Annotated in this window: 25 protein-coding genes; 16 read left to right on the plus strand and 9 right to left on the minus strand. The window is 72.2% G+C overall.

Going from position 1 to position 22,409, the window contains the following annotated elements:
* Positions 1–35 precede the first annotated feature (35 nt).
* On the minus strand, positions 36–1,607 hold the full coding sequence (gene purH / locus P2T37_RS10130; protein ID WP_276233807.1) for a bifunctional phosphoribosylaminoimidazolecarboxamide formyltransferase/IMP cyclohydrolase: 1,572 nt from the start codon (positions 1,605–1,607) through the stop codon (positions 36–38).
* 168 nt (positions 1,608–1,775) lie between these two features.
* On the opposite strand from purH, the gene purB reads away from it, so the two are divergent.
* Positions 1,776–3,149, plus strand: coding sequence for an adenylosuccinate lyase (gene purB / locus P2T37_RS10135; RefSeq protein ID WP_276233808.1), 1,374 nt, complete (start codon positions 1,776–1,778; stop codon positions 3,147–3,149).
* Here the strand turns inward: purB and P2T37_RS10140 are convergent.
* Together P2T37_RS10140 and P2T37_RS10145 are read right to left on the minus strand one after the other, a co-directional pair.
* Complete coding sequence (locus P2T37_RS10140; protein ID WP_276233809.1) at positions 3,146–3,643, minus strand: LabA-like NYN domain-containing protein; 498 nt, start codon at positions 3,641–3,643, stop codon at positions 3,146–3,148. The two genes, purB and P2T37_RS10140, sit on opposite strands and share 4 nt — an antisense overlap.
* A 66-nt stretch (positions 3,644–3,709) precedes the next feature.
* Positions 3,710–4,180: a nuclear transport factor 2 family protein gene (locus tag P2T37_RS10145; protein ID WP_276233810.1), complete on the minus strand. Its 471-nt coding sequence runs from the start codon at positions 4,178–4,180 to the stop codon at positions 3,710–3,712.
* A 322-nt stretch (positions 4,181–4,502) separates the two neighbouring features.
* On the opposite strand from P2T37_RS10145, the gene dapA reads away from it, so the two are divergent.
* The 9 genes from dapA (at position 4,503) to P2T37_RS10190 (ending at position 12,240) form a co-directional block, all read left to right on the plus strand.
* The gene (gene dapA, locus P2T37_RS10150; protein WP_276233811.1) at positions 4,503–5,405 is read left to right on the plus strand and encodes a 4-hydroxy-tetrahydrodipicolinate synthase; all 903 of its coding nucleotides are present in this window, start codon (positions 4,503–4,505) and stop codon (positions 5,403–5,405) included.
* On the plus strand, positions 5,402–6,130 hold the full coding sequence (dapB, locus tag P2T37_RS10155) for a 4-hydroxy-tetrahydrodipicolinate reductase (RefSeq protein ID WP_276233812.1): 729 nt from the start codon (positions 5,402–5,404) through the stop codon (positions 6,128–6,130). The genes dapA and dapB overlap by 4 nt, the downstream gene beginning before the upstream one ends.
* A complete protein-coding gene (locus P2T37_RS10160; RefSeq protein ID WP_276233813.1) occupies positions 6,127–6,945 on the plus strand; it encodes a 2,3,4,5-tetrahydropyridine-2,6-dicarboxylate N-succinyltransferase in 819 nt (272 codons plus the stop codon). Before dapB ends, P2T37_RS10160 begins: the two co-directional genes overlap by 4 nt.
* Entirely contained in the window at positions 6,942–8,180 is a 1,239-nt protein-coding gene (gene lysA / locus P2T37_RS10165; RefSeq protein WP_276233814.1) for a diaminopimelate decarboxylase, read from the plus strand. The genes P2T37_RS10160 and lysA overlap by 4 nt, the downstream gene beginning before the upstream one ends.
* Positions 8,181–8,219: 39 nt before the next feature.
* Entirely contained in the window at positions 8,220–9,299 is a 1,080-nt protein-coding gene (locus P2T37_RS10170; RefSeq protein WP_276233815.1) for an endonuclease/exonuclease/phosphatase family protein, read from the plus strand.
* A 41-nt stretch (positions 9,300–9,340) separates the two neighbouring features.
* Positions 9,341–9,844, plus strand: coding sequence for a PUA domain-containing protein (locus tag P2T37_RS10175; protein WP_276233816.1), 504 nt, complete (start codon positions 9,341–9,343; stop codon positions 9,842–9,844).
* 36 nt (positions 9,845–9,880) lie between these two features.
* A complete protein-coding gene (locus P2T37_RS10180) occupies positions 9,881–11,059 on the plus strand; it encodes a PQQ-dependent sugar dehydrogenase (protein WP_276233817.1) in 1,179 nt (392 codons plus the stop codon).
* A 63-nt stretch (positions 11,060–11,122) separates the two neighbouring features.
* Positions 11,123–11,515 (plus strand): nascent polypeptide-associated complex protein, encoded by a 393-nt coding sequence (locus P2T37_RS10185; protein WP_276233818.1) that lies wholly within the window; start codon positions 11,123–11,125, stop codon positions 11,513–11,515.
* Entirely contained in the window at positions 11,512–12,240 is a 729-nt protein-coding gene (locus P2T37_RS10190) for a tRNA (adenine-N1)-methyltransferase (protein ID WP_276233819.1), read from the plus strand. The genes P2T37_RS10185 and P2T37_RS10190 overlap by 4 nt, the downstream gene beginning before the upstream one ends.
* Here the strand turns inward: P2T37_RS10190 and P2T37_RS10195 are convergent, their stop codons facing one another.
* The 4 genes from P2T37_RS10195 to P2T37_RS10210 are packed head-to-tail and all read right to left on the minus strand — an operon-like array spanning position 12,241 to position 13,816.
* Positions 12,241–12,771 carry a DUF6517 family protein gene (locus tag P2T37_RS10195; protein WP_276233820.1) on the minus strand — a complete coding sequence of 177 codons (531 nt, stop codon included), beginning with the start codon at positions 12,769–12,771 and terminating at the stop codon, positions 12,241–12,243.
* Between the two features lie 42 nt (positions 12,772–12,813).
* Positions 12,814–13,146, minus strand: coding sequence for an RPA12/RPB9/RPC11 RNA polymerase family protein (locus P2T37_RS10200; RefSeq protein WP_276233821.1), 333 nt, complete (start codon positions 13,144–13,146; stop codon positions 12,814–12,816).
* Between the two features lie 46 nt (positions 13,147–13,192).
* On the minus strand, positions 13,193–13,447 hold the full coding sequence (locus tag P2T37_RS10205; protein ID WP_276233822.1) for a DUF5789 family protein: 255 nt from the start codon (positions 13,445–13,447) through the stop codon (positions 13,193–13,195).
* 51 nt (positions 13,448–13,498) lie between these two features.
* Entirely contained in the window at positions 13,499–13,816 is a 318-nt protein-coding gene (locus tag P2T37_RS10210; RefSeq protein ID WP_276233823.1) for an RPA12/RPB9/RPC11 RNA polymerase family protein, read from the minus strand.
* 112 nt (positions 13,817–13,928) lie between these two features.
* On the opposite strand from P2T37_RS10210, the gene P2T37_RS10215 reads away from it, so the two are divergent.
* The gene (locus tag P2T37_RS10215) at positions 13,929–15,251 is read left to right on the plus strand and encodes an MFS transporter (protein WP_276233824.1); all 1,323 of its coding nucleotides are present in this window, start codon (positions 13,929–13,931) and stop codon (positions 15,249–15,251) included.
* Here P2T37_RS10215 and P2T37_RS10220 read toward each other — a convergent pair.
* Positions 15,248–15,904, minus strand: a complete 657-nt coding sequence (locus P2T37_RS10220; protein WP_276233825.1) for a ribonuclease H-like domain-containing protein — start codon at positions 15,902–15,904, stop codon at positions 15,248–15,250. The genes P2T37_RS10215 and P2T37_RS10220 overlap by 4 nt on opposite strands.
* A gap of 61 nt (positions 15,905–15,965) precedes the next feature.
* A complete protein-coding gene (locus P2T37_RS10225) occupies positions 15,966–16,733 on the minus strand; it encodes an enoyl-CoA hydratase/isomerase family protein (protein WP_276233826.1) in 768 nt (255 codons plus the stop codon).
* A gap of 79 nt (positions 16,734–16,812) precedes the next feature.
* Here P2T37_RS10225 and P2T37_RS10230 point away from each other — a divergent pair, with 79 nt between their 5' ends.
* The 5 genes from P2T37_RS10230 (at position 16,813) to metG (ending at position 22,388) form a co-directional block, all read left to right on the plus strand.
* Positions 16,813–17,574, plus strand: a complete 762-nt coding sequence (locus P2T37_RS10230) for a DUF7537 family lipoprotein (RefSeq protein WP_276233827.1) — start codon at positions 16,813–16,815, stop codon at positions 17,572–17,574.
* Between the two features lie 47 nt (positions 17,575–17,621).
* Positions 17,622–18,680: a tyrosine decarboxylase MfnA gene (mfnA, locus tag P2T37_RS10235; RefSeq protein ID WP_276233829.1), complete on the plus strand. Its 1,059-nt coding sequence runs from the start codon at positions 17,622–17,624 to the stop codon at positions 18,678–18,680.
* 43 nt (positions 18,681–18,723) lie between these two features.
* On the plus strand, positions 18,724–19,281 hold the full coding sequence (locus P2T37_RS10240) for a YqaA family protein (protein WP_276233831.1): 558 nt from the start codon (positions 18,724–18,726) through the stop codon (positions 19,279–19,281).
* A gap of 50 nt (positions 19,282–19,331) precedes the next feature.
* Complete coding sequence (locus P2T37_RS10245; protein WP_276233832.1) at positions 19,332–20,018, plus strand: LiaF transmembrane domain-containing protein; 687 nt, start codon at positions 19,332–19,334, stop codon at positions 20,016–20,018.
* A 261-nt stretch (positions 20,019–20,279) separates the two neighbouring features.
* Positions 20,280–22,388 (plus strand): methionine--tRNA ligase, encoded by a 2,109-nt coding sequence (metG, locus tag P2T37_RS10250; RefSeq protein WP_276233833.1) that lies wholly within the window; start codon positions 20,280–20,282, stop codon positions 22,386–22,388.
* Positions 22,389–22,409: the final 21 nt, after the last annotated feature.

The raw sequence follows: 22,409 nt of genomic DNA on the forward strand, positions 1-22,409 counted from the left end.
ACTCGGGGTTCGTTTAGGGCTGTCGGAGGCGGCGGTCAGTCGTGGCGGAACGTCCGGTTCCCGGTGAACGCCATCGCCATGCCGTGCTCGTTCGCCGCCTCGATGACGTCCTCGTCGTTGACGCTGCCGCCGGGCTGGATGACGGCCTCGATGCCCGCCTCCGCGGCCGCCTCGATGCCGTCCGGGAAGGGGAAGAAGGCGTCCGAGGCCATCACCGCGCCCTCGCTGCCCTTCCCCTCGGCGTGTTCGTCGGCCTTCATGGCCGCGAGGCGGACCGCGTCGACGCGCGACACCTGCCCCATCCCGACGCCGACGGTCTCGGTGCCGTCGGCGAACAGGATGCCGTTCGACTTCACGTGCTTGAGCACGCGCCACGCGAACAGCATCGTCGCGACCTCCTCGTCGGTCGGGTCGCGCTCCGTGACGAACTCCAGGTCGTCGCGCTCGGGGGCCCAGAGGTCGCGCTCCTGCACGAGTCGGCCGCCGACGAGCGGCTTCTCGGTCATGCGCTCGGTGCGCGCCGAGAGGTCGCCGACGGCGAGCACGCGGAGGTTGTCCTTCCCGCACAGCACGTCGAGCGCGGCGTCGGTGTAGGCGGGCGCGACGACGACCTCCTTGAACGAATCGACGACCCGCTCGGCCGTCGCCGCGTCGCACTCGCGGTTGAGCGCGACGACGCCGCCGAACGCGCTCATCGGGTCCGTGGCGAGCGCGTCGGCGTACGCGTCGGCGAGCGTGTCGGCGGTCGCACAGCCCGCGGGGTTGGTGTGTTTGATGACCGCGGCCGCCGGCTCGTCGAACTCCTTGATGAGGCCGAGCGCGGCGTCAGCGTCGTTGTAGTTGTTGTACGACAGCGCCTTCGCCCCCTCGTTCAGCTGCGGGGCGGTGACGACGTTCGCCTCCTCGACGGCGCGGTCGGCGTACAGCGCGGCGTCCTGGTGGGGGTTCTCGCCGTAGCGGAGGTCGGCGGCGAACTCCTCGGCCGTGACGCGGCGGGCGGGGAACTCCCCGTCGTCGTCGCCCTCGACCGTGACCTCGCCGTCGGACACCGTCACGCGGCCCTCGGCGAACCAGCGCACGGCGCGGGGGTACGCCTTGAACTCGCCCTCGTAGAGGACGCGCTCCTTCAGCGTGGCCTCGTCGTCCCCCTCGAAGACCGGGATGGGTTCCTGCGTGACGACGGGGCCGCCGTCGACCGTCTCGTCGACGACGTGGACCGTACACCCGGTCATCCGGACGCCCGCGTCGAGCGTCTGCTCGTGGGCGTCGAACCCGGGGAACGAGGGGAGCAGCGAGGGGTGGACGTTCAGCGTCGTCGGGGCCTCGTCGAGGAAGTCCTCGGTCAGCACGCGCATGTAGCCGTCGAGCAGCAGCAGGTCGAACTCGTAGCCGTCGAGTCGGTCCAGCACGCGGGCCTCGTGGGCCTCGCGCGACTCGCCCTCCTCGCGGACGGCCACCTCGGCGGCGATGCCGCGCTCGGCCGCGCCCTCGACGACGGGCGCGCCCTCCTCGTTGGCGAGGACGACGGAGAACTCCACCTCCTCGACGGTGTCGGCGATGTGCAGGAGGTTCCGGCCGCGGTTCGAGGCCATTCCGGCGACTTGCATACGCGAAACCGCGCCCCGGCCGCGCAAAGTAGTTGCGGTCCGGTCCCGGTCGCTGTGCGCGTCCGTGCATACTTCCGCCGTCGATGGTCCGCCACGCGCCGCGTAGTATGCACACCCGTGCGTCTCCCGACCGACACGCCTTTGGCCGCGCTGTGAGCACTCCGGGGTATGACCGACCGACCCGCGCTGGCGGCCGTCTCGCCGCTCGACGGCCGCTACGCCCGGTACACGGAGCCGCTGGTCGAGTACGCGAGCGAGTCGGCGCTGATGCGCGCCCGCGTCCGCGTCGAGGTCGAGTACCTCCTCGCGCTCGCGGACCTCGCCGACACCGTCGACCTCGACCGCACGGAGCGGGAGGACCTGCGCGACGCCTACGAGTCGTTCGACGCCGAGGACGCCGCGATACTCAAGCGGCTCGAAACGGAGGGGTGGAAGGGGTACGCCGCGACCAACCACGACGTGAAGGCGGTCGAGTACTTCGTCCGCGAACACGCCCCCGAGCGGGCCCGCTCGCTGATTCACTTCGGCCTGACGAGCGAGGACGTGAACAACCTCGCCCAGCGCCTGCTCCTCGCCCCCGCCGTCGAAGAGGTGCTCGTGCCCGCGCTGCGCGACCTGCGCGACACGCTCGCCGACACCGCCCGCGAGCACCGCGACCTCCCGATGCTCGCCCACACGCACGGCCAGCCCGCGACCCCGACGACGTACGGCAAGGAGATGGCCGTCTTCGCGTCGCGGCTGGGCCGCGCCATCGGCGAGGTGGAGCGCGCGGCCGAGGGGCTGACCGGCAAGCTCGCCGGCGCGTCGGGCACCTACGCCGCCCACCGGGTCGCCTACCCGGACGTGGACTGGCCCGCCTTCTCGCGGACGTTCGTGGAGTCGCTCGGCCTGCACCACCGCGACCTCTCGACGCAGGTGAACCCCTGCGACGACCTCCAGACGCTGTTCGACGCGCTCCGGAACGCGAACAACGTCCTGCTCGACCTCGACCGCGACGTCTGGCTCTACGTCTCCCGGCGCTACCTCGGCCAGGAGGCCGCCGCGGGCGAGACGGGGTCGTCCACGATGCCGCACAAGGTGAACCCCATCGACTTCGAGAACAGCGAGGGGAACCTCTCGAAGGCGAACTCGGACCTCGTGTTCCTCGGCGACTACGTCACCACCTCGCGGCTCCAGCGCGACCTCTCGGACTCCACGGTCAAACGGAACATCGGGAGCGCGCTCGCCCACTGTCTCATCGCCTACGGCAAGACCGCAACGGGGCTGGCGAAGGTCACGCCCAACGAGCAGGTGATGCGCGAGGACCTCGACTCGACCCCGGAGGTCATCGGCGAGGCGGTCCAGACGATACTCCGCCGGGAGGGCCACGACGACGCCTACGAGCGCGTGAAGGAACTCACCCGCGGCAAGCGCGTCACGCTCGCGGACTTCCGCGACCTGTTCGACGACCTCGACGTCGACGAGTCCGTCCGCGAGGAACTGCACGCGCTGACGCCGGCGGGCTACACCGGGCTGGCGAGCGACCTCGTGAACGAGCTCTAGAGCAGGAAGCGGTCCTGTTCCTCGGCCATATCGACGAAGGAGTCGGCCGCGTCGAGCAGGTCCTCCGACGCGGCGTGGCCGAAGGCGAACACCTCGACGCGGACCCCCTGGTGGCGCAGGTGCGAGCAGAGCCGCGAGAAGTCGCCGTCGCCCGAACAGAGCGCGACCACGTCGACGTGCTCGCCGAGCGTCACCGCGTCGAGCGAGATGCCCACGTCCCAGTCGCCCTTCTTCGAGCCGTCGGCGAACGTCTTGATGTCCTTGATCTTCGGCTCGAAGCCGATGTCCTCGATGGCCTCGAAGAACTCCTCCTCGTTCGGGGAGTCGGCGCGGATGACGTAGGCGATGGCCCGGACGAGTTCCCGCTCGGAGACGGCCGCGTCGAGCAGGGCGGTGTAGTCGATGTTGCGCGAGTAGAGGCTGTGGGAGGAGTGGTAGAGGTTCTGCGAGTCGGCGAGCACGGCGACCCGCTGGCTCCCGTGGAGCGGTGGCATTACCCCCACTCTCTCGCCTCCCGAGGAAAGCGTGTCGCTCGTGTCACGAGCGACGGTCGTCCGCGGCTACTCCGCCGTCTGCCCCGCGTCCTCGACGGGCGTTCCGGTGAACTCGATGACGCCCATCGACAGCATCATCTCGGTGTAGCCGTGGCTCACCATCCCGTCGACCGTGCCGTCCTCGTCGAGCCGGAGGACGTACAGCGCGCCCCCCGACACCGACTCGCCGGTCGGTTCGACCTCCCCGGTTTCCCCGGTTCCCGGGTCGGTGTACCGGTAGGGTGCGTCGAACGTCCCCGATAGCCCGATGTGGGCCGCGTGGCCGTCGTCGCCCTCCCAGACCTCGCGGACCTCGTAGGAGAGGTCCGAGAGGGCGGCGTCGATACGACCCATGCTCTCTATCACCTGCTCGCGCGAGTACGTCTCGTCGGAGCCGACGACGTCCAGCTCCGGGGCGAGCATGTCGTTCAGTACCTCCTCGTCGAGCGGTTCGACCCCCTCGTTCACCAACCGCCGTATGTTCTCCCCCGCTGACATACGGTACGTGGTGTGTTCTCGTTTCACGTGAACGTGGGCGAACCCGAAGACCTCGCCCCCACCGCGGCGACGGCCGACCCCCGTGTCGTGTGTCCACACGCGCTCGCGACGGCGAAAACGGCCGCGTCACACAACGACTAAGTCCGCGCGAGACGGGCGTTCGCGTATGCCCCTGACCACATCCGGCACGCGGACGGCGAGCGGCCGGTGTGGCGGCGCGTTCTCGAAAGGCAAACCCTGAGCGGGGCTCCCGGCGGGCGTGGCACCCCGTCGCGGGCCGTTCCGGGCACCGCCTGCAGACCACCCTTCACCCACCACACACATGACACACGACCCGTTCGCCGGCGCGATGCCGGCGCTCACGACGCCGTTCCACGAGGACGGCAGTATCGACTTCGAGACGCTGCGCGAGAACGTCCGGCGCGTCGAGCGCGAGGGCGTCCACGGCGTGGTCCCCGTCGGCACCACCGGCGAGTCCGCGACGATGAGCCACGACGAACACGTCGAGGTCATCGAGGCGACCGTCGATGCCGTCGACTCGATTCCCGTGGTCGCCGGCTCCGGCTCGAACAACACGCAGGAGGCGCTCGACCTCTCGCGGCGCGCGGCCGACGCCGGCGCCGACGGCCTGCTGCTCATCTCGCCGTACTACAACACCCCCGAGCCCGCGGGCATGGAGGAGCACTTCCGCACCGTCGCCGACGCGGTGGACCTCCCGCAGGTTATCTACAACGTTCCGGGGCGCACGGGGCGCAACATCGCCGTGGAGACGGCCGAGGCGCTCGCCTCCCACGACAACATCGTCGGCTACAAGGCCGCTTCCGGCGACCTGAACCGGGTCGCGGAGGTCATCGAGCGCACCCGCCACGAGGCGTTCGCGGTGCTCTCCGGCGACGACGCGCTCACGCTCCCCATCATGGCGATGGGCGGCCGCGGCTGTATCTCCGTCTCGGCGAACGTCGAGCCGTCGCGCACGAGCCGGATGGTCGACCTCGCGCTGGACGACGAGTTCGCGGCCGCGCGGGAACTCCACTACGAACTCGGGCCGCTGTTCCGGACCCTGTTCGTGGAGACGAACCCCATCCCGGTGAAGGAGGCGCAGGCCATCCGCGGCCACATGGACGCGACGATGCGCCCGCCGCTCTCGCGGATGGGCGACGAGAACCGCGAGCGCCTGCGCGCGGTGCTCGCCGACCTCGACGAAGCGGAGGCGACGGACGCGTGAGGCTCGCGGTGGCCGGCGCGACCGGGCGCACGGGGAGCGAGGTGGTCGCCGAGGCGCGCGACCGCGATCACGCGGTCGTCGCCCTCTCGCGCGACCCCGACGAGGGGGAACACGACCTCGCCGACCTCGACGCCGCGCTCGACGCCGCCGACGCGCTCGTGGACTTCACGGTGCCCGAGGCCACCCCGGACCACGCGGCCGCGGCGGCCGACGCCGGGGTGCCCTACGTCGTCGGGACGACCGGGCTGGACGACGAGGCCGAGGCCGCGCTCGACGCCGCGGCCGGGACGGTCCCGGTCCTCGCGGCCTCGAACTTCGCGAAGGGCGTCCAGGCGCTGCTCCGGGTGGTCCGGGCGGGCGTCGAGGCCCTGCCGGAGTACGACGCCGAACTGACCGAGACGCACCACGACGGGAAGCGCGACGCCCCGTCGGGGACCGCCGTCTCCCTGCTCGACGCCATCGACGAGGCCCGCGGCGAGGCGCTCGACCGCACCTACGGCCGCGAGGGGGACCACCTCCGCGAGGCCGCCGAGGTCGGCGTCCACGTCCGCCGGGCCGGGACCGTCCGCGGGGAGCACGAGGTGCTGCTCGCGGGCGACGACGAGGTACTGACGCTGACACACCGCGCCGAGTCGCGCCGGGTCTTCGCGGCCGGCGCGGTCGACGCCGCCGAACGACTGGCCGACCGCGAGGCCGGCCGCTACGACTTCACCGACGTACTATGAGCACGCTCGAATCCGACGTCCGGGAGCTGTGGAACCGCTACGAGAACGACGAGTCCCCCGACGGGCTCGACACGCTGGACGACTTCCTCGATGCGCTGGAGTCGGGGGGCGTCCGCGCCGCCGAGAAGCGCGACGGCTCGTGGGAGGCGAACGACTGGGTGAAGCAGGGTATTCTGCTGAACTTCGGGCTGCGCGCCATCGAGGCACACGACCACGGGGGCGTCGCCTACCACGACGTGCTGCCGCTCCGCGACACCGCGGACCTCCCGGAACGGGGTACGCGAAACACGCCCAACGGAACCGTGGTTCGCCGGGGCGCGTACGTCGGGAGCGACGCCATCATGATGTCGCCCTCGTTCGTCAACGTGGGCGCGTACGTCGGCGACGGGACGCTCGTGGACTCGTGTGACACCGTCGGCTCCTGTGCACAGATCGGGTCGGACGTGAAGCTCGGCGCGAACACGCTCGTCGGGGGCGTCCTCGAACCCGTCGAGGACGCGCCGGTCGTCATCGAGGACGGCGTCTCGCTCGGCGCGGGCTGTCGGGTCACTTCCGGGTTCGTCGTCGGCGAGAACTCCGTGGTCGGCGAGAACACGCTTCTCACGCCCCGCATCCCGGTGTACGACCTCGTGGAGGAGGAGGTGCTGTACGGCGAACTGCCGCCGGAGCGCCGCGCCTTCATCCGCTACGTCGAGTCGAGCGTCGGCGACCACGACCTCTTCGAGGGCGGCGCGTACAAGCCCGCCGTCGTCGCCACCCACGTCGAGGAGGAGACCCTCGAAGCCACCCGCCGGGAGGACGCGCTGCGCGAATGAGCCACGACTCGCTCCCGGTGAAGCGGCTCGCCGACTGGGACCACGAGCGCCTGCGCGACCTCGCGGCCGAGCACGGCACGCCGCTGTACGTCGCCGACCTCGACCGCGTCGCGGCCAACTACCGCCGGTTCGCCGACGCCTTCCCGGACGCCCACGTGATGTACGCCGCGAAGGCACACACGGGGAAGGCCGTCCTCGAAACCCTGCTCGACGCGGGCGCGGACATCGAGTGCGCGGCGTGGGGCGAACTCCACCGCGCGATGGCGGCCGGCGCGGACCCGAACACGCTCCAGTACACGGCCGTCAATCCGCCGGACGCGGACCTCGACCGCGCCGTCGAACTGAGCGAGGAGGCTCCGGGGCTCACGATTACGGGGGGCGCGCGCGACACCTTCGACCGCCTCGCGGAGCGGGGCTACGACGGGCGCGTCGCCATCCGGGTGAACCCGGGCATCGGCACCGGCCACCACGAGAAGGTCGCCACCGGGAAGGACGCGAAGTTCGGCATCCCGGCCGAACACGTCGACGAGGTGGCTGCGGATGTCGCGGAGCGGTTCGACCTCGTAGGGATTCACGCTCACATCGGAAGCGGCGTCCTGAACGACTCGCTGGACGAGCACTGCCGCGCGGTCGGCCGGGTGGCCGACATCGCGCGCTCGGCGGCCGACGCCGCCGACACGGATCTGGAGTTCGTGGACGTGGGCGGCGGCTACGGCGTCCCCTACCGCGAGGACGAGGAACCGCTCGACATGCCGGAGGTCGGCGAGCGTATCCGCGAGGCCGTGGGCGACCTCGACGCACAGTTGAAGCTCGAACCCGGCCGCTACGTCGTCGCGGACGCCGAACTCATCCTGACCGAGGTGAACACGGTGAAGGAGGCCCCCGCCGCGACCGTCGTCGGCGTCGACGCCTCGCTCGCCACCCTCATCCGGCCCGCGATGTTCGACTCGTATCACCCCATCCGAAACGTCTCCGCGCCCGACCGCGAGCCGCGACCCGTCTCCGTCGGCGGCCCCTGCTGTACCAGCGCGGACGTGTTCTGTACCGACCGGCCGGTCGCGGAACCGGAGCGCGGCAACCTGCTCGCCATCGGCAACGCCGGCGCGTACGGCTACGAACTCGCCAGCCAGTTCCACTCGCAGCCGCGGCCCGCGGAGGTCGCGGTCGAGGGCGGCGAGGCGCGCGTCGTCCGCCGGCGCGAGACGCTCGACGACGTGACCCGCGTCGAGCGGTAGGCGCGGGGGCTTTTGACGCACGCGCCCGCAGACGGAGCCATGCCCTCCCCGACGCGTCGGGGCTTCCTCCGAGCGGCGGCCGGCGCGACCCCTCTCGCCGCGCGGGCGGGCGTCCCCGACTGGCTCGCGGCCGCGGAGACGACCGTCGCGACCCAGAACGTCGGGCTCGGCGTCCGCCTCTACGACCTCGTTTCGGCCGAGCGCATCGACCCCGACGTGGTGGCCGAGCGGTTCGCGCGCCTGCGCCGGAACGCGCCCGGGGAACGGATGGCCGCGCTCGCATCGACGCTCGCGGCGCACGACCCGGCCGTCGTCGGGGTGCAGGAGGCGGCGCTGGTCGAGCGCGACGGCGAGGTCGTCGCGGACTTCCTCGACGCCCTCGTCGCGGGCTTCGAGGACGCCGGGGCGGACTACCGCGTCGCGGCCGTCTCGGCGAACGCCGACGTGACTCTCCCCGCGAGCACCGGGAACGGCACCGTCGGGGTGCGCCTCCTCGACCGGGACGCGCTGCTCGTTCGCGACGACGTGGCCGTCGGCGGGACGCGCTCGGGGACCTACGCCGTCAACGCCTCGACGGTCGTTGACGGGGAGCGGTTCACCGCGACGCGCGGCTACTGCTTCGCCGACCTGCGGGTTCGGGGTGTGGACGTGACCGCGGGCGCGACCCACCTCGCCTCCGCGAACGCGACGATACGCCGGGCGCAGGCGGGCCAACTCCGCGAACGCCTGCCCGACACGGGCGCGACGGTGCTGCTCGCGGACCTCAACAGCCGGCCGGAGTCGCCGTCGCCCTCGGCGTACGGCATCCTCGGCGAACGGCTGGGCGACGCGTGGGCGGTCGCCGACGGGGCGGGGCCGACCTGCTGTCAGTTCGCGCACCTCGGGAACGAGCGGTCCTTCCTCTCGCGGCGGGTCGACTACGTCCTCGTGGGCGGGCCGGCGACGCCGCTCCACGTGTCGCGAACGCTGACCGACCCCGAGGCCCGCATCGCGGTCGGCGACCGCGAAGTGTGGCCCGCCGACCACGCGGGCGTGGTGGCGCGGCTCCGGGTGGGTCCGGCGCTTTCCGACCCGCTCGGCGTGGCGCGGGCCGTGGCGGCGCGGCTCTCGGGCGCGTGAGAACACGAAAGCCGTATGGCCGGGAGCGCCGACGCCCGGGTATGGACGCCGACGAACGCCGCGGTCTCGTCACGGTCGCGGACTACCAGTTCGGGCGCGGCGCGGGCGCGGCGCTGTTTCCCGAGGAGGAGGAGCCGCGGGTGCGCCGGACGAGTTCGGGCCGCCCGGCCCAGATACACGTCGGCGAGGGCTCGGAGGGGCACGCGGCCGACGGCTCGCCCGGCGGCGAACACCTCGTCTCGTACGGCGAGGACGGCCGCTTCCGGCTGGGGCCGGCGGGCGGCCGACGGCTCTGTGCGGAGCTGCCCGCGCCGGCCGCGCGGGTCGTCGTCGGCGACGAGTCGGAGCCGTTCGTCCGCGACGGGAAGAACGTCTTCGCGAAGTTCGTCCGCGACGCGGGCGCGGAGCTACGCCCCGGCGACGAGGTGGCCGTGGTCCACGCCGACGGCGACCTGCTCGCGGTCGGGCGTGCGGAACTCCCCGCGTCGGCGATGGCCGACTTCGGGAGCGGGATGGCGGTGAAGGTGCGCTCGGGGGTGCGGTAGCGCGGGGCTTTCCCGTCGTCGGCTCCACCTCCGAGCATGGATCGCCGTTCGTTCGTCGCGCTCGCCGGGGCGGCCGCGGTCGGGCTCGCCGGCTGTACCGACCGAGCCGCCCCCGCGACCGACACGACCGAAACCGCCGACGGCACCCGCGTGCGCGTCGAGTCCGTCGTCACCGGGCTCTCCTCGCCGTGGGCCGTCGCGCCGCTCCCGGACGGCCGCGCGCTCGTCACCGAACAGGGGGGGCGCCTCGTCATCGCCGACCCGGAGAGTGGCGAGAGAACCGAGGTGCCGGGCGCGCCCGAGGTGTTCGCCCGCGGACAGGGCGGCCTGCTCGACGCGACGCTCGCGGCCGACTTCCCCGACTCGCGGCTCGTCTACCTCACCTACTCCGTCTCAGGCGACGGCGGCTCCAGCACCCGCGTCGGTCGCGGCCGGCTCGACGGCGAGCGACTGGCCGACTTCGAGCCGCTGTACACCGCCCGGCCGTTCGTCCGGTCGTCGGGCCACTACGGGTCGCGGGTCGTCGACGACGGCGACCACCTCTTCGTCACCGTCGGGGACCGGCAGTTCAAGGACTTCGGCCCGGACCACGTCGGCCAGACGCTCGACGACGACCTCGGGAGCGTCCTCCGGCTGGGCCGCGACGGGACCGTCCCCGACGACAACCCCTTCGCGGACCGCGAGGGGGCGAGCGACGCCGTCTATAGCTACGGCCACCGGAACCCGCAGGGACTCGCCCTGCGCGCGAACGGGGCGCTGTGGGAGTCGGAGTTCGGCGAGCGGGCCGGCGACGAACTGAACGTCGTCGAGGCCGGGGCGAACTACGGCTGGCCGGTCGCCGACGAGGGGTGCCGGTACGGCACGAACGACCCGGTCGGCGTCCCGCACGACGAGCGCGAGGACGTGGTCGGCCCGGTCTACTCGTGGCCCTGCGGCGGCGAGGCCGGCGGCTTCCCGCCCTCCGGGATGACCTTCTACGACGGCGATGCCCTCTCGGCGTGGGACGGCGACCTGTTCGTCGGCGGGCTCGCCTCGCAGTACCTCGCGCGGTTCACGGTCGAGGGCGAGGGACAGGACGCGGTCGTGACCGAACGGTCCCCGCTGCTCGCCGACCGCGGGTGGCGGGTCCGCGACGTGGCCGTCGGCGCCGACGGCGCGCTGCTCGCAGTCGTGGACGCCGGCGACGCGCCGCTGGTCCGGCTCTCGCCGGCCTGAGGCGGGGCGCGAGCGGGGCCGCGGAAGGGAGCGTTTTTCACCTCGGCGGGCCACGGAGTAGCCATGTTCGGAGGAGGCGGCGGGATGAACCCGCGCAAGATGAAGCAGATGATGAACCAGATGGGGATCGACCTCACCGAGATCGACGCCGAGGAGGTCGTCATCCGCACCGCCGACGAGGAGATGGTGTTCCACGACGCCGAGGTCCAGAAGATGGACGCGCAGGGGCAGGCCACCTACCAGATCGTCGGCGAGCCGGACGTGCGCCCGCGCGGCGAGGGCGGCGCGCCCGAGGTCGAGGCCGGCGAGGCGGAGGAGGACGAGGACGCGAGCGCCATCCCCGAGTCGGACATCGACATCGTCGCCGGGCGAACCGGCGTCTCGAACGAGGAGGCGCGCGAGGCGTTGGAGGCGACCGACGGCGACCTCGCGGCGGCCGTCGAGCGGCTGGAGTGAGCTACCTCCTCGTCCGCGAGGACCGCGAACACCTCCTCGAACCGGGCGACACCCTCGAATCCGACCTCGGCATCTTGGAGGTCCCCGAGGACGTCGAACCGGGCGACACGCTGGAGACCCACATCGGCGAGCGGTTCGTCGTCCGCGAGCCGCGCGGCCCGGACCTGTTCGACCACCTCGAACGCACCGGCGCGCCGATGATGCCCCGCGACATCGGGCTCGTTCTCGGCCAACTCGGGCTCGCGGCGGGCGACCGCGTGCTCGATGCCGGCACCGGAACCGGGATTCTGGCCGCCTACCTCGGACGGCTCGGCGTCGAGGTGACGACCTACGAGCGCGACGCGGACTTCGCCGAGGTGGCGCGCGACAATATGGCGACCGCCGGGGTCGCGGACCGCGTCGAGGTTCGGACCGGCGACGTGACCGACGACCTCGACGCGCTGTCCGACTTCGACGGCCTCACGCTCGACACCGGCGACGCGGCGACCGTCGTTTCGCGCGCGCCCGACCTGCTCGCGCCCGGCGCGCCGCTCGCGGTCTACTCCCCGTTCGTGGAGTCGTCGCGCGACTGCGTCGAGGCGGCTCGCGACGCCGGCCTCGTGGACGTGGAGACGGTCGAGACCATCCAGCGGGGGATGGACTTCGACGAGCGCGGCTCCCGGCCCTCGACCCGCGGCGTCGGCCACACCGGCTACCTCACGTTCGCGCGGACGCCCCTGCTGTAGCTACTCCACCGCGCGAATCAGCGAGAGCAGTTCCTCGCGGTACTCCTCCTCGCCGACCTCCGGGTACGCGCCGCCGGCGAGCAGGAAGCCGTCGTCGCGCCACACCGCGAGCCACCCGGTCACGTCGAGCTGTTCGCCCCCGACCTCGCAGGTCGCACGGACGTTCGAGAGCCGCGCCCTCGCGCCGGAATCGACGCGCAGGGTTCCCTGTCGGCGCCGGCGCAGCCCCGCGAAGCCCCGGTCGCGGAGGTCGGCGGCGAAGGAGTCCGCGGCCTCGTTCGCCACCGTGGACTCGATGACCCCCTCGGCGCCCGGCGGGAGCGTCGGGCGGAAGTCGAGCGCCGTGGCGAAGAAGAAGCGCGTCGTCTCGCCGGTTCCCAGCCGCTCGCGGAGCGCGGGGTCCTCGTACAGCAGCGTGCGCCCGACGACGCTCGCGACCCCGAGGTCGAACACCGTCTCGGTCGAGCGGTCGGCGCGCTCCCAGCCGCCGTCGTCGAGCGCCCGCTCGGGGACCGTCGGCCACCGTTCCATACCGGGGGCACGGTCGCCCGGGTCAAAAACGGTCGTGCGCGCTCAGTTGTCGTCCTCGCGCCACTTCTTGCCGCACTCGACGCAGGTGAAGAAGCGCGTCTCCGACTCGTCGGCCGCGCGTATCTGCTTCATCTCGTAGCGCGCGCGCTCGCCGTCGCAGTCCGGGTTCGGACACCGGGCCTTCGTCGTCGGGCCGATCTCGGTGTCGTCCACCTCGGACATATCGACGGGCCCGCCGTCGTGGTCCTGTCCCTCGGTGGTGGTCATCGCCGCCTCGGCCGCGGAGTCGCGGAGCTCCTCGTGGCCGCAGGAGCGGCACACCCACGCGTCCCCGTCCGTGTGCATCATCGAGCCGCACTCGTCGCAGAACTGCATTACTGTCCCCCGTTCGGCGACGGCGCTACATAAACACGGGGATACGTCAGGCGTCGCCCTCCGACTGGCCCGGCTCGCCGACGGCCTCGGTCGGGAGCGAGCCGTACAGCTCCGATTCGAGTTCGCCGGCGTCCGCGAACCGCTCGCTCGGGCAGGCGCGCACCGCGTCGTCCAGGCCGACCTCGCCGTCGGCCAACAGGAGCGTCACGCCGTCGAACGCCGCGGCCGCGTCGGCCCGGGGGACGGGGTAGTCGAGCGTCGCGAGCAGGTCGGGCAGGTCGGTCAGTTTCCGCTCGGTCATAGGCCGGAGTTCGCCGCGCGGGGAGATAGCTTCGACGGCGACCCCGGAGTGTCACGCCTCGCGCCACTTGTGGCCGCACGCGACGCAGGTGAACAGCCGGACCTCGTAGGAGCCGCCCGGCTTCGGCATCGTCCCGTAGCGGGCGCGGTCGCCGTCGCAGTCCTCCGCGGGACAGTCCTTCGGGACGGCCTCGGCGTCCCCGTCGCCCTCCCCGACCGCCCGCGAGCGCTCGTCCGTGCGCTGGCCCTCCGTCGTCGTCATTCCCGACTCGTCGGCCGCGTCGCGGGGCGCCTCGTTGCCGCAGGCGCGACACGTCCACGTCCCGCCCTCGGCGTGCATCATGGAGTCGCACTCGTCACAGAACCGCATCGGTTCGAGTCCACCCGATTCCGACACTTAAGCGTTCGTACGGCGCGCCGACGCCGGCGGGAGGGGGCGGGTATCGGTCGATTCTTCACGGCGCCGGCCGTCGTTCGGGTAGATGGTTCTCGGGACCGACAACCGCGTCCTCGCGCTCGCGTTCGCCCGGATGGCGGACTCGCTCGGCAACTCCTTTCTCGTCATCGTCCTGCCGCTGTACATCGCCTCGGGGGAGATTTCGCTCGCGGGGTTGGAGGGGTTCTCCACCGAACTGCTCATCGGCGTCGTGCTGTCGCTGTTCGGCCTGCTGAACAGCTCGCTCCAGCCGTTCACCGGGCGGGCCTCCGACCGCGCCGGCCGCCGGAAGGTGTTCGTCCTCGCGGGGCTGGTCGTCTTCGGCATCGGCTCCTCTATCTACCCGTTCGTCACCTCCTACTGGGCCGTGCTCGGCGCGCGCGCCCTCCAGGGGGTCGGCGCGGCGCTGACGGTGCCCGTCACGCTCGCGCTGGTGAACGAGTACGCCGACGACGCCGGGCGGGGCAACAACTTCGGCATCTTCAACACCTTCAGACTCATCGGCTTCGGCTTCGGTCCCATCCTCGCGGGCCTGCTCATCACGGGCGGTATCGCCTCCGAGACGGTCGTCTCCTACGACGTGTTCGGCGCGACGGTGTCGGGGTTCGACGCCGCCTTCGCCGTCGCGGTGCTCGGCGCCGTCGTCGCGTTCGCGCTCGTCACCGTGCTCGTCTCCGACCCCGAGCGCGAGGAGGCCGACGCCAGTGACGACCTCTCCATCCGCGTCCGCGGCGAGGACCAGCTGTTCGACCCCGTCTTCGTCGTCGGCGTCGGCACCTTCTTCATGGCGACCGGCATCGCCGTCTTCGCCACGATACAGGAGGTCATCAACGCCCAGCTCTCGCAGGGGCCGTTCCTCTTCTCCGTCCAGTTCGCCGCCGTCGTCATCGCGAACGTCCTCTTTCAGGTGCCCATCGGCCGGGCCTCCGACCGGTACGGCCGCCGGCCGTTCCTCGTCGGCGGCTTCGCCCTGCTCGCGCCCTCGCTCGCGCTTCAGGGGTTCGTCCCGGAGATGGCGGCGGCGCTCCCCGCGACGGTCGCGGGCGTCGGCACCGGCTCGCTGTTGATGCTCGCCTTCCGGCTCCTGCAGGGCGTCTCGGTCGCGATGGTGTTCGCGCCCGGGCTCGCCGTCGCCGGCGACCTCGCCAAGAAGGGGCAGTCGGGGACGACCCTGTCGGTGCTGACGACGGCGTTCGGCTTCGGCATCGCCGCCGGGCCGCTCGTCTCGGGCGTGCTCGTCACCATCGACTTCGCGCTGCCGTTCCTCGCCGTCGCCGTCCTCGCGGTCGCGGCGCTCGCGCTCACCTACTCGCAGGTGGCCGAGACCGCGCCCGCGCTGACCGGCGCGAGCGCCCCCGCCGACGACTAGAAGACGCGCTCCGTGCCGGCGTACTCGGGGTCGAAGTCGCGACCCACGTCGGCGTAGTAGAGCGCGAGGTTGGCTTCGAGGTCGGTCACGAGGTAGTGGTCCACGACCGCGCCGAGTTCCTCCCCCGTGGGCGTCCCGAGCGCGTCGAGGTACGCGGGCCCGAGTTCCCGGCCGAACCGCACGTTCGTCAGCTCCGCGCCGCGCCACACCGTCCGCGCCGGCTCGATGCCGTAGCTCGACAGGCACGCCTCCAGCGAGGGGTAGTCCTCGCCCGCGGCGCTCGCGCGCACCCGACGTGGCACCATCAGGTCGAGGTGGTCGCCCGACTCGTGGAGCGCGACCGGGACGGGCTCGCGCCCGAGCGCGGCCATCCGCCCGTCGAGGTAGTCGAGGTCGTAGCCCGTGCCGTTGTACGAGACGAGCAGGTCCGCCCCGGCGTCCTCGACGGCCGCGACGCCCCGCTCGACCAGCGCGGCCTCGTCGTCCCCCTCGCGCCGGAGGACCGTGTACTCGGCCGCCCCGGCCGGCGACCCCGGCTCGTGGACGCCGACCCCGACCGCGACGACCTCCCCGTCGGCGGGGCGGACGGACGTGGTCTCGATGTCGAACGTCGCCACCCGGTCGTGGTCGCCGTCGCTGAAGTCGTACTGCACGGTCGTCGGGCGCCCGCGCCCGGAGTAAAAGCGTCGGTCGCGCGGCCGTCGCGCGCCCCGGCTACTCGAAGTCCGGCTCCCGGTCGTCGAGGAACGCGTTCATCCCCTCCTCCTGGTCCGGGGTGCCGAACAGCGACGACCACGTCCGGCGCTCGAAGTCCAGCCCCTCGCGCTGGCCCATCTCGTGGGCCTGATTGATGGCCTCCTTCGCGGCGGCCATGGCGAACCGAGGCTTCTCGGCCAGCTCCGCCGCCATCTCCGCGACGTGGTCGTCGAGGTCGTCGTGGGCCACCACCTCGCCGACGAGGCCCTGCTCGTAGGCGTCGCTCGCGTCGATGCGGTCGCCGAACATGACCAGTCGCCGCGCCGTCGCGTCCCCGACGAGGCGGACCAGCCGCTGGGTGCCGCCCCACCCGGGCACGATGCCGAGGTCTATCTCCGTCTGGCCGATGACGGCCCGCTCGGAGGCGACCCGGAAGTCGCACGCGAGCGCGAGTTCACAGCCGCCGCCGAACGCGTAGCCGTTCACGGCCGCGATGACCGGCGCGGGGAACTCCTCGACGGCGTTCATGACGGCGTGGCCCGTCCGGCAGTACGCCTCGGCCTCGGCGACGCCCATCTCGGACATCCGCGAGATGTCCGCGCCGGCGACGAACGCCTTGTCGCCCGCGCCCGTGACGACGAGCGCCCGCGCGTCGCCGCGCGCCTCGTCCAGCGCGTCGCTCACGGCGTCCAGCGTCTCGCCGTTGAGGGCGTTGAGCCGCTCGGGTCGGTCGATTGTCAGGGTCGCCACGTCGCCGTCGAACGTCAGGTCAACCGTCTCGCTCATGGCCGGGGACTCGCGGCCCCGCGTCATAAGCCCGCGGGCGAGCCACGAGGCTTTTGCCGGCCCCGACCGCAGCCCGGGTATGCGACGCCCCGTTCTCGCGCTCTGTCTCCTCGTCCTCCTCGCGGGCTGCTCGCTCGGCGGGACCGACCCCACGGCGACGCCCACGCCGACCGACGAACTCACCCCCGAGAACGCCCCGCCCGGCGTGACCGCCGACGACGGGACGCTCACGGACCCCGACGCCCTGCTCGCGGCCCACACCGCGCGGCTGAACGAGAGCGGCTTCGTCACCGAGGTGCGGGTGAACGCCACGCTCGTCAGGAACGGCGAGCCGACCGCCGTGCCGCGCCGACAGGTCGTCCGCGCGGAGGCGGGGCTGGTCGAGTACAACAACACTGTCCTCAATCCGGGCTCGCGGTTCGACGTGTGGGGCAACACGACGGTGCAGGCCGTCCGGCTGGAGGCCGGCGGCGGCGTCCGCTACGGCAGCGGCGAGCCGCAGGACGCGGCGACCCTCTCGGGCGAGAACCTCGTGTCGCGCTACCTCTCGGCCGGCGAGTGGACGGTGACGAACACGACGGTCGAGAACGGGACGACGCTCCACACCCTGCGCTCGACGGGGCTACCAGCGGACCCCGCCGCGGTCCCCGAGAACGCGACCGACGTGCGCGAGTACGGCGCGGTCGTGATAGTCGACGACGAGGGCCGGATACGCTACTTCGAGGCGCGGGGCGACTACACCGTCGACGGGTACGAGGGGTCGTTCCTCGTGCGCCAGCGGCTCGTTTCGACGGACGCCCCGGCCGTCGAGCGGCCGGCGTGGGTCGCCGAGGCGCTGTGAGCCGGGAGTGGCGGGACTTATAACCGACCGTCCCCCACGAGCGTGTAATGCAGCGGGCGACGCCACAGGACTTCTCCCGGGTGCTCTCCTCGATGTGTACGGAGCCGCACCCCGACGCCCGAGCGGCGGCCGAGCGTTTCCTCGCCACCAACCCCGGCGACCCCGGCACCTACGAGAGCGTCGCGGCGCTCGAACGGGAGGTCGTCGCGGGCCTCGGCGACCTCGCCTCGCTCGACGACGCCGCGGGCTACGTCACCTCCGGCGGGACGGAGGCGAACATCCAGGCCGTCCGCATCGGCCGGAACCGCGCGGCGACGCGCGACCCGAACTTCGTCGTTCCCGACTCCGCGCACTTCTCGTTCCGGAAGGCCGCGGACGTGCTCGGCGTCGAGATGCGCGTCGCCCCGACCGAGGACGGCGTCGCCGACCTCGACGGCGTCGCGGAACTGATAGACGACGACACGGTCGCCGTCGTCGGCGTCGCCGGCACCACCGAGTACGGGCGCGTGGACCCCGTGCCCGCGCTCGTGGACGTGGTCGAGGACGAGAACCCCGGCGCGCTCGTCCACGTGGACGCGGCGTGGGGCGGCTTCGCGCTCCCCTTCGCCGACTACGCGTGGGACTTCGCGGACGCCGACATCGACACGATGACCATCGACCCGCACAAGATGGGGCAGGCGGTCGTGCCCGCCGGGGGGCTGTTGGCGCGCGGCCCGGAGCTGCTGGACGAACTGTCCATCGACACGCCGTACCTCGAATCCACCTCGCAGGTGACGCTCACCGGGACGCGCTCTGGGGCGGGTGTGGCGAGCGCGGCCGCGGCGCTCGACGCGCTGTGGCCCGACGGCTACCGCGCCCAGTACGAGACGGCGACGGCGAACGCCGAGTGGCTCTTCGACCGGCTCACCGACATGGGGTACCCCGTCGTCGAGCCGACGCTCCCGCTCGTCTCCGCGGACCTCGGGACCGAGCGCATCGAAGCGCTCCGCGAGGCGGGGTGGCGGCTCTCGCGCACGGAGGCCGGCGAGGCGCGGTTCGTGATGCAGCCGCACGTCACCCGCGAAACGCTCCGCTCCGTCGTCGCCGACCTCCGGCGACTGGAGTGACGCGAACGGTACGCTTAGGCCGGGGGCGGTCCACGCTCCGGTAGTGACCCCGCTCGACCTGCTGTTGGTCCAGCTCCCCGACATCCACGTCCTCGAGGAGGCCGTAACCGCCGCCCGCGGTCCCCTCGGCCTGGTCATCATCGCGGTGTACTCCTTCCTCATCGCGGTGGTCCTCCCCCTCCCCAGCGAGATAGTCCTCGCCGCGAACCTCGACCTCGGCATCCCCTACGCCGTCGAACTGACGCTCATCGTGCTCTGTTCGGGGCTGGGGAAGGCCGCGGGCTCCGTCGTCGCCCTCCGGGTCGGCAACGGCGTGAAGGAGTCCGGCCCGGTCATCGACCTGTTCAGGCGGCTGCCCGTGGACCTGGTGGCGTGGTCCGAGCGCAAGACCGTCGAACTCGCGCGGGCGTACGGCTACCTCGGCATGGCGGTCGCGCTCTCGGTCCCCTTCTTCCCCGACACCGTCTCAATCTACGCCTTCTCCGTGCTGGAGGAGGACTACGCGAAGTTCGCCGGCGCGGCGTTCGTCGGCTCCGTCGGCCGGCTCGTCGTCACCATCGTGCTGTTCGGCCTCGGCTTCACGCTTACCGGCACGCTGTAGGCTACCACCCGGCAATAGCTGTTTATCTCCTCGCACGTCGATTCTCCCCCATGGCGTACAGACGACTCTCCAACAGCGTGGTAGTGGGCGCGGCCGTCGCGCTCGTGGGCCTCGTCCTGCTCGCGGACACGACCGGGACGTACGACACCGGGCGGCTGCTTCGGTACGCGCCCGTGCTGTTCGTCCTCGCCGGGGCGTACGCGCTCGTCGCCTCCCGGTTCCGGAACTTCTTCGGGCCGGTGTTGCTCATCGTTGTCGCCAGCGCGGCACAGGCGGTGACGCTCGGCTACGCGACGGTCGGCGAGGTGCTCGCCCTCTGGCCCCTGCTGCTCGTCGCGTTCGGCGCGTCGCTCGCGGTCGGCACCTACCGCGGCCGCGCCCGCACTCCGGGCACGGACGCCGCGTTCGTGAACGCGCTCGCCGTCTTCGGCGCGACGGAGAGACGTCCGGTCGGTACCGCCTTCCGCGGCGCGGACCTCGTCGCCGCGTTCGGCGGCGTCACGCTCGACCTGCGCGACGTGGAGCGACCGACCGACGGCCCCGTCCGCGTCTCGGCGACGGCCGTCTTCGGCGCGGCCGAGGTGATCGTCCCGCGCGGCTGGAACGTGGAGCTCGACGTGTTGCCCGTGCTGGGCGGCGTCGAGGACTCGCGCCGACGCGACCCGACGGACCACGACGAGGTGGACCTCGTCGTCGACGGCTTCGTCGCGTTCGGCGGCGTCGAGCTCTCCGACTGAGACGCGGTCGCACGCCGCGGCAACGCTTTTGTTCGGCCGCCGACTCGGGCCGGTGTGGCCCGGACGGCGGCCGCTCAGTTCTCGATGCGTCGGTAGCCGCCGCGCCCGGCGGAGCGTCCGGCCCCGTCCCCTCATACGGGATTCGGCCGGGCGCGAAGCCGGGTGCCCCCGCGCACCGTTTTCCGACCGACGACACCGACGCACGATGACGCACACGACCGAACCAGCGGGGTTTAGTCCCCGCCACGAGGAGGCACAGCCATGACCGACGACGACTTCCCGACCGACGCGCCCGCCGTGGTGACGTGCGGGCTGCCGTACGCGAACGGCGACCTGCACGTCGGCCACCTGCGGACGTACGTCAGCGGGGACGCGCTCTCCCGCGCGCTCCGACGGCTCGGCCAGGAGACGGCGTTCGTCTCCGGCTCCGACATGCACGGCACCCCTATCGCCGTCAACGCCGCGAAGGAGGGCGTCTCGCCCGAGGCGTTCGCGCTCGACTACCACGAGCAGTACGGGGCGACGTTCCCCCGCTTCAACGTCGAGTTCGACAACTACGGCCACACCGACGACGCGACGAACACGGACCTCACCCGCGACTTCGTCCGCTCGTGGGTCGAGCACGACCACGTCTTCGAGAAGGAGATACCCGTCGCGTGGGACGCCGAGGAGGACCAGCCCCTGCCGGACCGCTACGTCGAGGGGACCTGCCCGTACTGCGGCGAGCACGCCCGCGGCGACGAGTGCGACGAGGGGTGTCAGCGCCACCTCGAACCCGGCGAGATAGAGGACCCCGTCTCGACGCTCACCGGGAACCCGGCCGAGTACCGCGAGCGCGCCCACAAGTTCCTGCGCCTCGCCGACTTCCAGGAGTACCTGTCGGGCTTCCTCGACCGCCTCGAAGGCACCGACAACGCCCGGAACCAGCCCCGCGAGTGGGTCGAGGGCGAACTGCAGGACCTCTGTATCACCCGCGACATGGACTGGGGGGTCGACTACCCCGGCGAGGGCGCCGACGACCTCGTCCTCTACGTCTGGGTGGACGCGCCCATCGAGTACGTCGCGTCCACGAAGCAGTACGCCGAGCGCTCGGACTTCGACTGGGAGGCCGCGTGGAAACTCGGCGGCGAGGAGCGCCACGGCACCGCGTGGGACGACGACTGGACCGACGACGGGGGCGAACTCGTCCACGTCATCGGGCAGGACATCATCCAGCACCACACCGTGTTCTGGCCCGCGATGCTGCGCGGAGCCGGTTACAACGAGCCGCGCGCGGTGATGGCCTGCGGCTTCGTCAACCTCGCGGGGGAGGCCTTCTCCACGAGCCGGAACCGCGCGGTGTGGGCCGACGACTACCTCGACGCCGGCTTCCACCCCGACCTGTTCCGCTACCAGATCATCACCGGCTCCGAGTTCACCGCCGACGTGAACTTCTCGTGGGACGCGCTCCAGGAGCGGACGAACAACGACCTCGTTGGCGCGCTCGGCAACTTCGTCTACCGGTCGCTGCTGTTCGCGGAGCGCAACTACGGCGGCACCCCCGACGCCGACGTGAGCGACGAGGTCCGCGAACACATCGAGGGGGCCATCGGCGCGGTGCGCGAGGCCGTCAACGACTACTCGGTGCGCGGGCTGGGCGAGGCGCCCGTGGACCTCGCGCGGTTCGGCAACGAGTACATCCAGCGGAACGAGCCGTGGAAGCTCACCGACGACGACCCCGAGCGCGCGGCACAGGTCATCCGCGACTGCGTCCAGCTGTCGAAGGCGTGTGCCGTCCTGATGCAGCCGGTGCTCCCCGGCAAGGCCGCCGACCTGTGGGCCCAGCTCGACGAGGACGGGAGCGTCCACGACACGACGCTCTCGGACGCGCTCGCGGCCCCCCCGGCCGAGTTCGGCGAGCCCTCGGAGCTGTTCGAGGGCATCGAGGACGAGACGGTCGAGGCGCTCAACGAGGAGCTGGCGGCGCGCGCGGAGTCCGCGGAGGAAACCGACAGCGACGAGTCCGAGGGGGACGAGGAGGGCGACGTGACCGACCTCGAACCCCTGACGGAGGAGCGCATCGGCTTCGACGACTTCGGCGACCTCGACCTCCGCGTCGGGGAGGTACTGGAGGCCGAGGGCATCGAGGGGGCCGACGACCTCGCCCGCCTCGAAGTCGATGTCGGCCACGAGGTGCGCCAGATCGTCGCGGGCATCAAGCAGCTCCACGACCTCGACGCCCTCCCGGGCACGAAGGTCGTCGTCGTGGCGAACATGGAGCCGGCGGAGCTGTTCGGCGTCGAGTCGAACGGGATGGTGCTGGCCGCGGGCGAGCAGGCCGACCTGCTCACCACCCACGGCGACGCGGTGCCGGGCACGAAGGTCCGGTAGGGCGCGACCCTTTTCCGCCGC

It is taken from the genome of Halosegnis marinus, from assembly GCF_029338355.1.
In the GTDB taxonomy this organism is placed as follows: Archaea; Halobacteriota; Halobacteria; order Halobacteriales; family Haloarculaceae; genus Halosegnis; species Halosegnis marinus.

Bases quoted from the DNA above. Each gene is read 5' to 3' on its own strand.
- purH (WP_276233807.1), bottom strand. From the start codon at position 1,607: ATGCAAGTCGCCGGAATGGCCTCGAACCGCGGCCGGAACCTCCTGCAC.
- purB (WP_276233808.1), top strand. From the start codon at position 1,776: ATGACCGACCGACCCGCGCTGGCGGCCGTCTCGCCGCTCGACGGCCGC.
- P2T37_RS10140 (WP_276233809.1), bottom strand. From the start codon at position 3,643: ATGCCACCGCTCCACGGGAGCCAGCGGGTCGCCGTGCTCGCCGACTCG.
- P2T37_RS10145 (WP_276233810.1), bottom strand. From the start codon at position 4,180: ATGTCAGCGGGGGAGAACATACGGCGGTTGGTGAACGAGGGGGTCGAA.
- dapA (WP_276233811.1), top strand. From the start codon at position 4,503: ATGACACACGACCCGTTCGCCGGCGCGATGCCGGCGCTCACGACGCCG.
- P2T37_RS10160 (WP_276233813.1), top strand. From the start codon at position 6,127: ATGAGCACGCTCGAATCCGACGTCCGGGAGCTGTGGAACCGCTACGAG.
- lysA (WP_276233814.1), top strand. From the start codon at position 6,942: ATGAGCCACGACTCGCTCCCGGTGAAGCGGCTCGCCGACTGGGACCAC.
- P2T37_RS10170 (WP_276233815.1), top strand. From the start codon at position 8,220: ATGCCCTCCCCGACGCGTCGGGGCTTCCTCCGAGCGGCGGCCGGCGCG.
- P2T37_RS10175 (WP_276233816.1), top strand. From the start codon at position 9,341: ATGGACGCCGACGAACGCCGCGGTCTCGTCACGGTCGCGGACTACCAG.
- P2T37_RS10180 (WP_276233817.1), top strand. From the start codon at position 9,881: ATGGATCGCCGTTCGTTCGTCGCGCTCGCCGGGGCGGCCGCGGTCGGG.
- P2T37_RS10185 (WP_276233818.1), top strand. From the start codon at position 11,123: ATGTTCGGAGGAGGCGGCGGGATGAACCCGCGCAAGATGAAGCAGATG.
- P2T37_RS10195 (WP_276233820.1), bottom strand. From the start codon at position 12,771: ATGGAACGGTGGCCGACGGTCCCCGAGCGGGCGCTCGACGACGGCGGC.
- P2T37_RS10200 (WP_276233821.1), bottom strand. From the start codon at position 13,146: ATGCAGTTCTGCGACGAGTGCGGCTCGATGATGCACACGGACGGGGAC.
- P2T37_RS10205 (WP_276233822.1), bottom strand. From the start codon at position 13,447: ATGACCGAGCGGAAACTGACCGACCTGCCCGACCTGCTCGCGACGCTC.
- P2T37_RS10210 (WP_276233823.1), bottom strand. From the start codon at position 13,816: ATGCGGTTCTGTGACGAGTGCGACTCCATGATGCACGCCGAGGGCGGG.
- P2T37_RS10215 (WP_276233824.1), top strand. From the start codon at position 13,929: ATGGTTCTCGGGACCGACAACCGCGTCCTCGCGCTCGCGTTCGCCCGG.
- P2T37_RS10225 (WP_276233826.1), bottom strand. From the start codon at position 16,733: ATGAGCGAGACGGTTGACCTGACGTTCGACGGCGACGTGGCGACCCTG.
- P2T37_RS10230 (WP_276233827.1), top strand. From the start codon at position 16,813: ATGCGACGCCCCGTTCTCGCGCTCTGTCTCCTCGTCCTCCTCGCGGGC.
- mfnA (WP_276233829.1), top strand. From the start codon at position 17,622: ATGCAGCGGGCGACGCCACAGGACTTCTCCCGGGTGCTCTCCTCGATG.
- P2T37_RS10245 (WP_276233832.1), top strand. From the start codon at position 19,332: ATGGCGTACAGACGACTCTCCAACAGCGTGGTAGTGGGCGCGGCCGTC.
- metG (WP_276233833.1), top strand. From the start codon at position 20,280: ATGACCGACGACGACTTCCCGACCGACGCGCCCGCCGTGGTGACGTGC.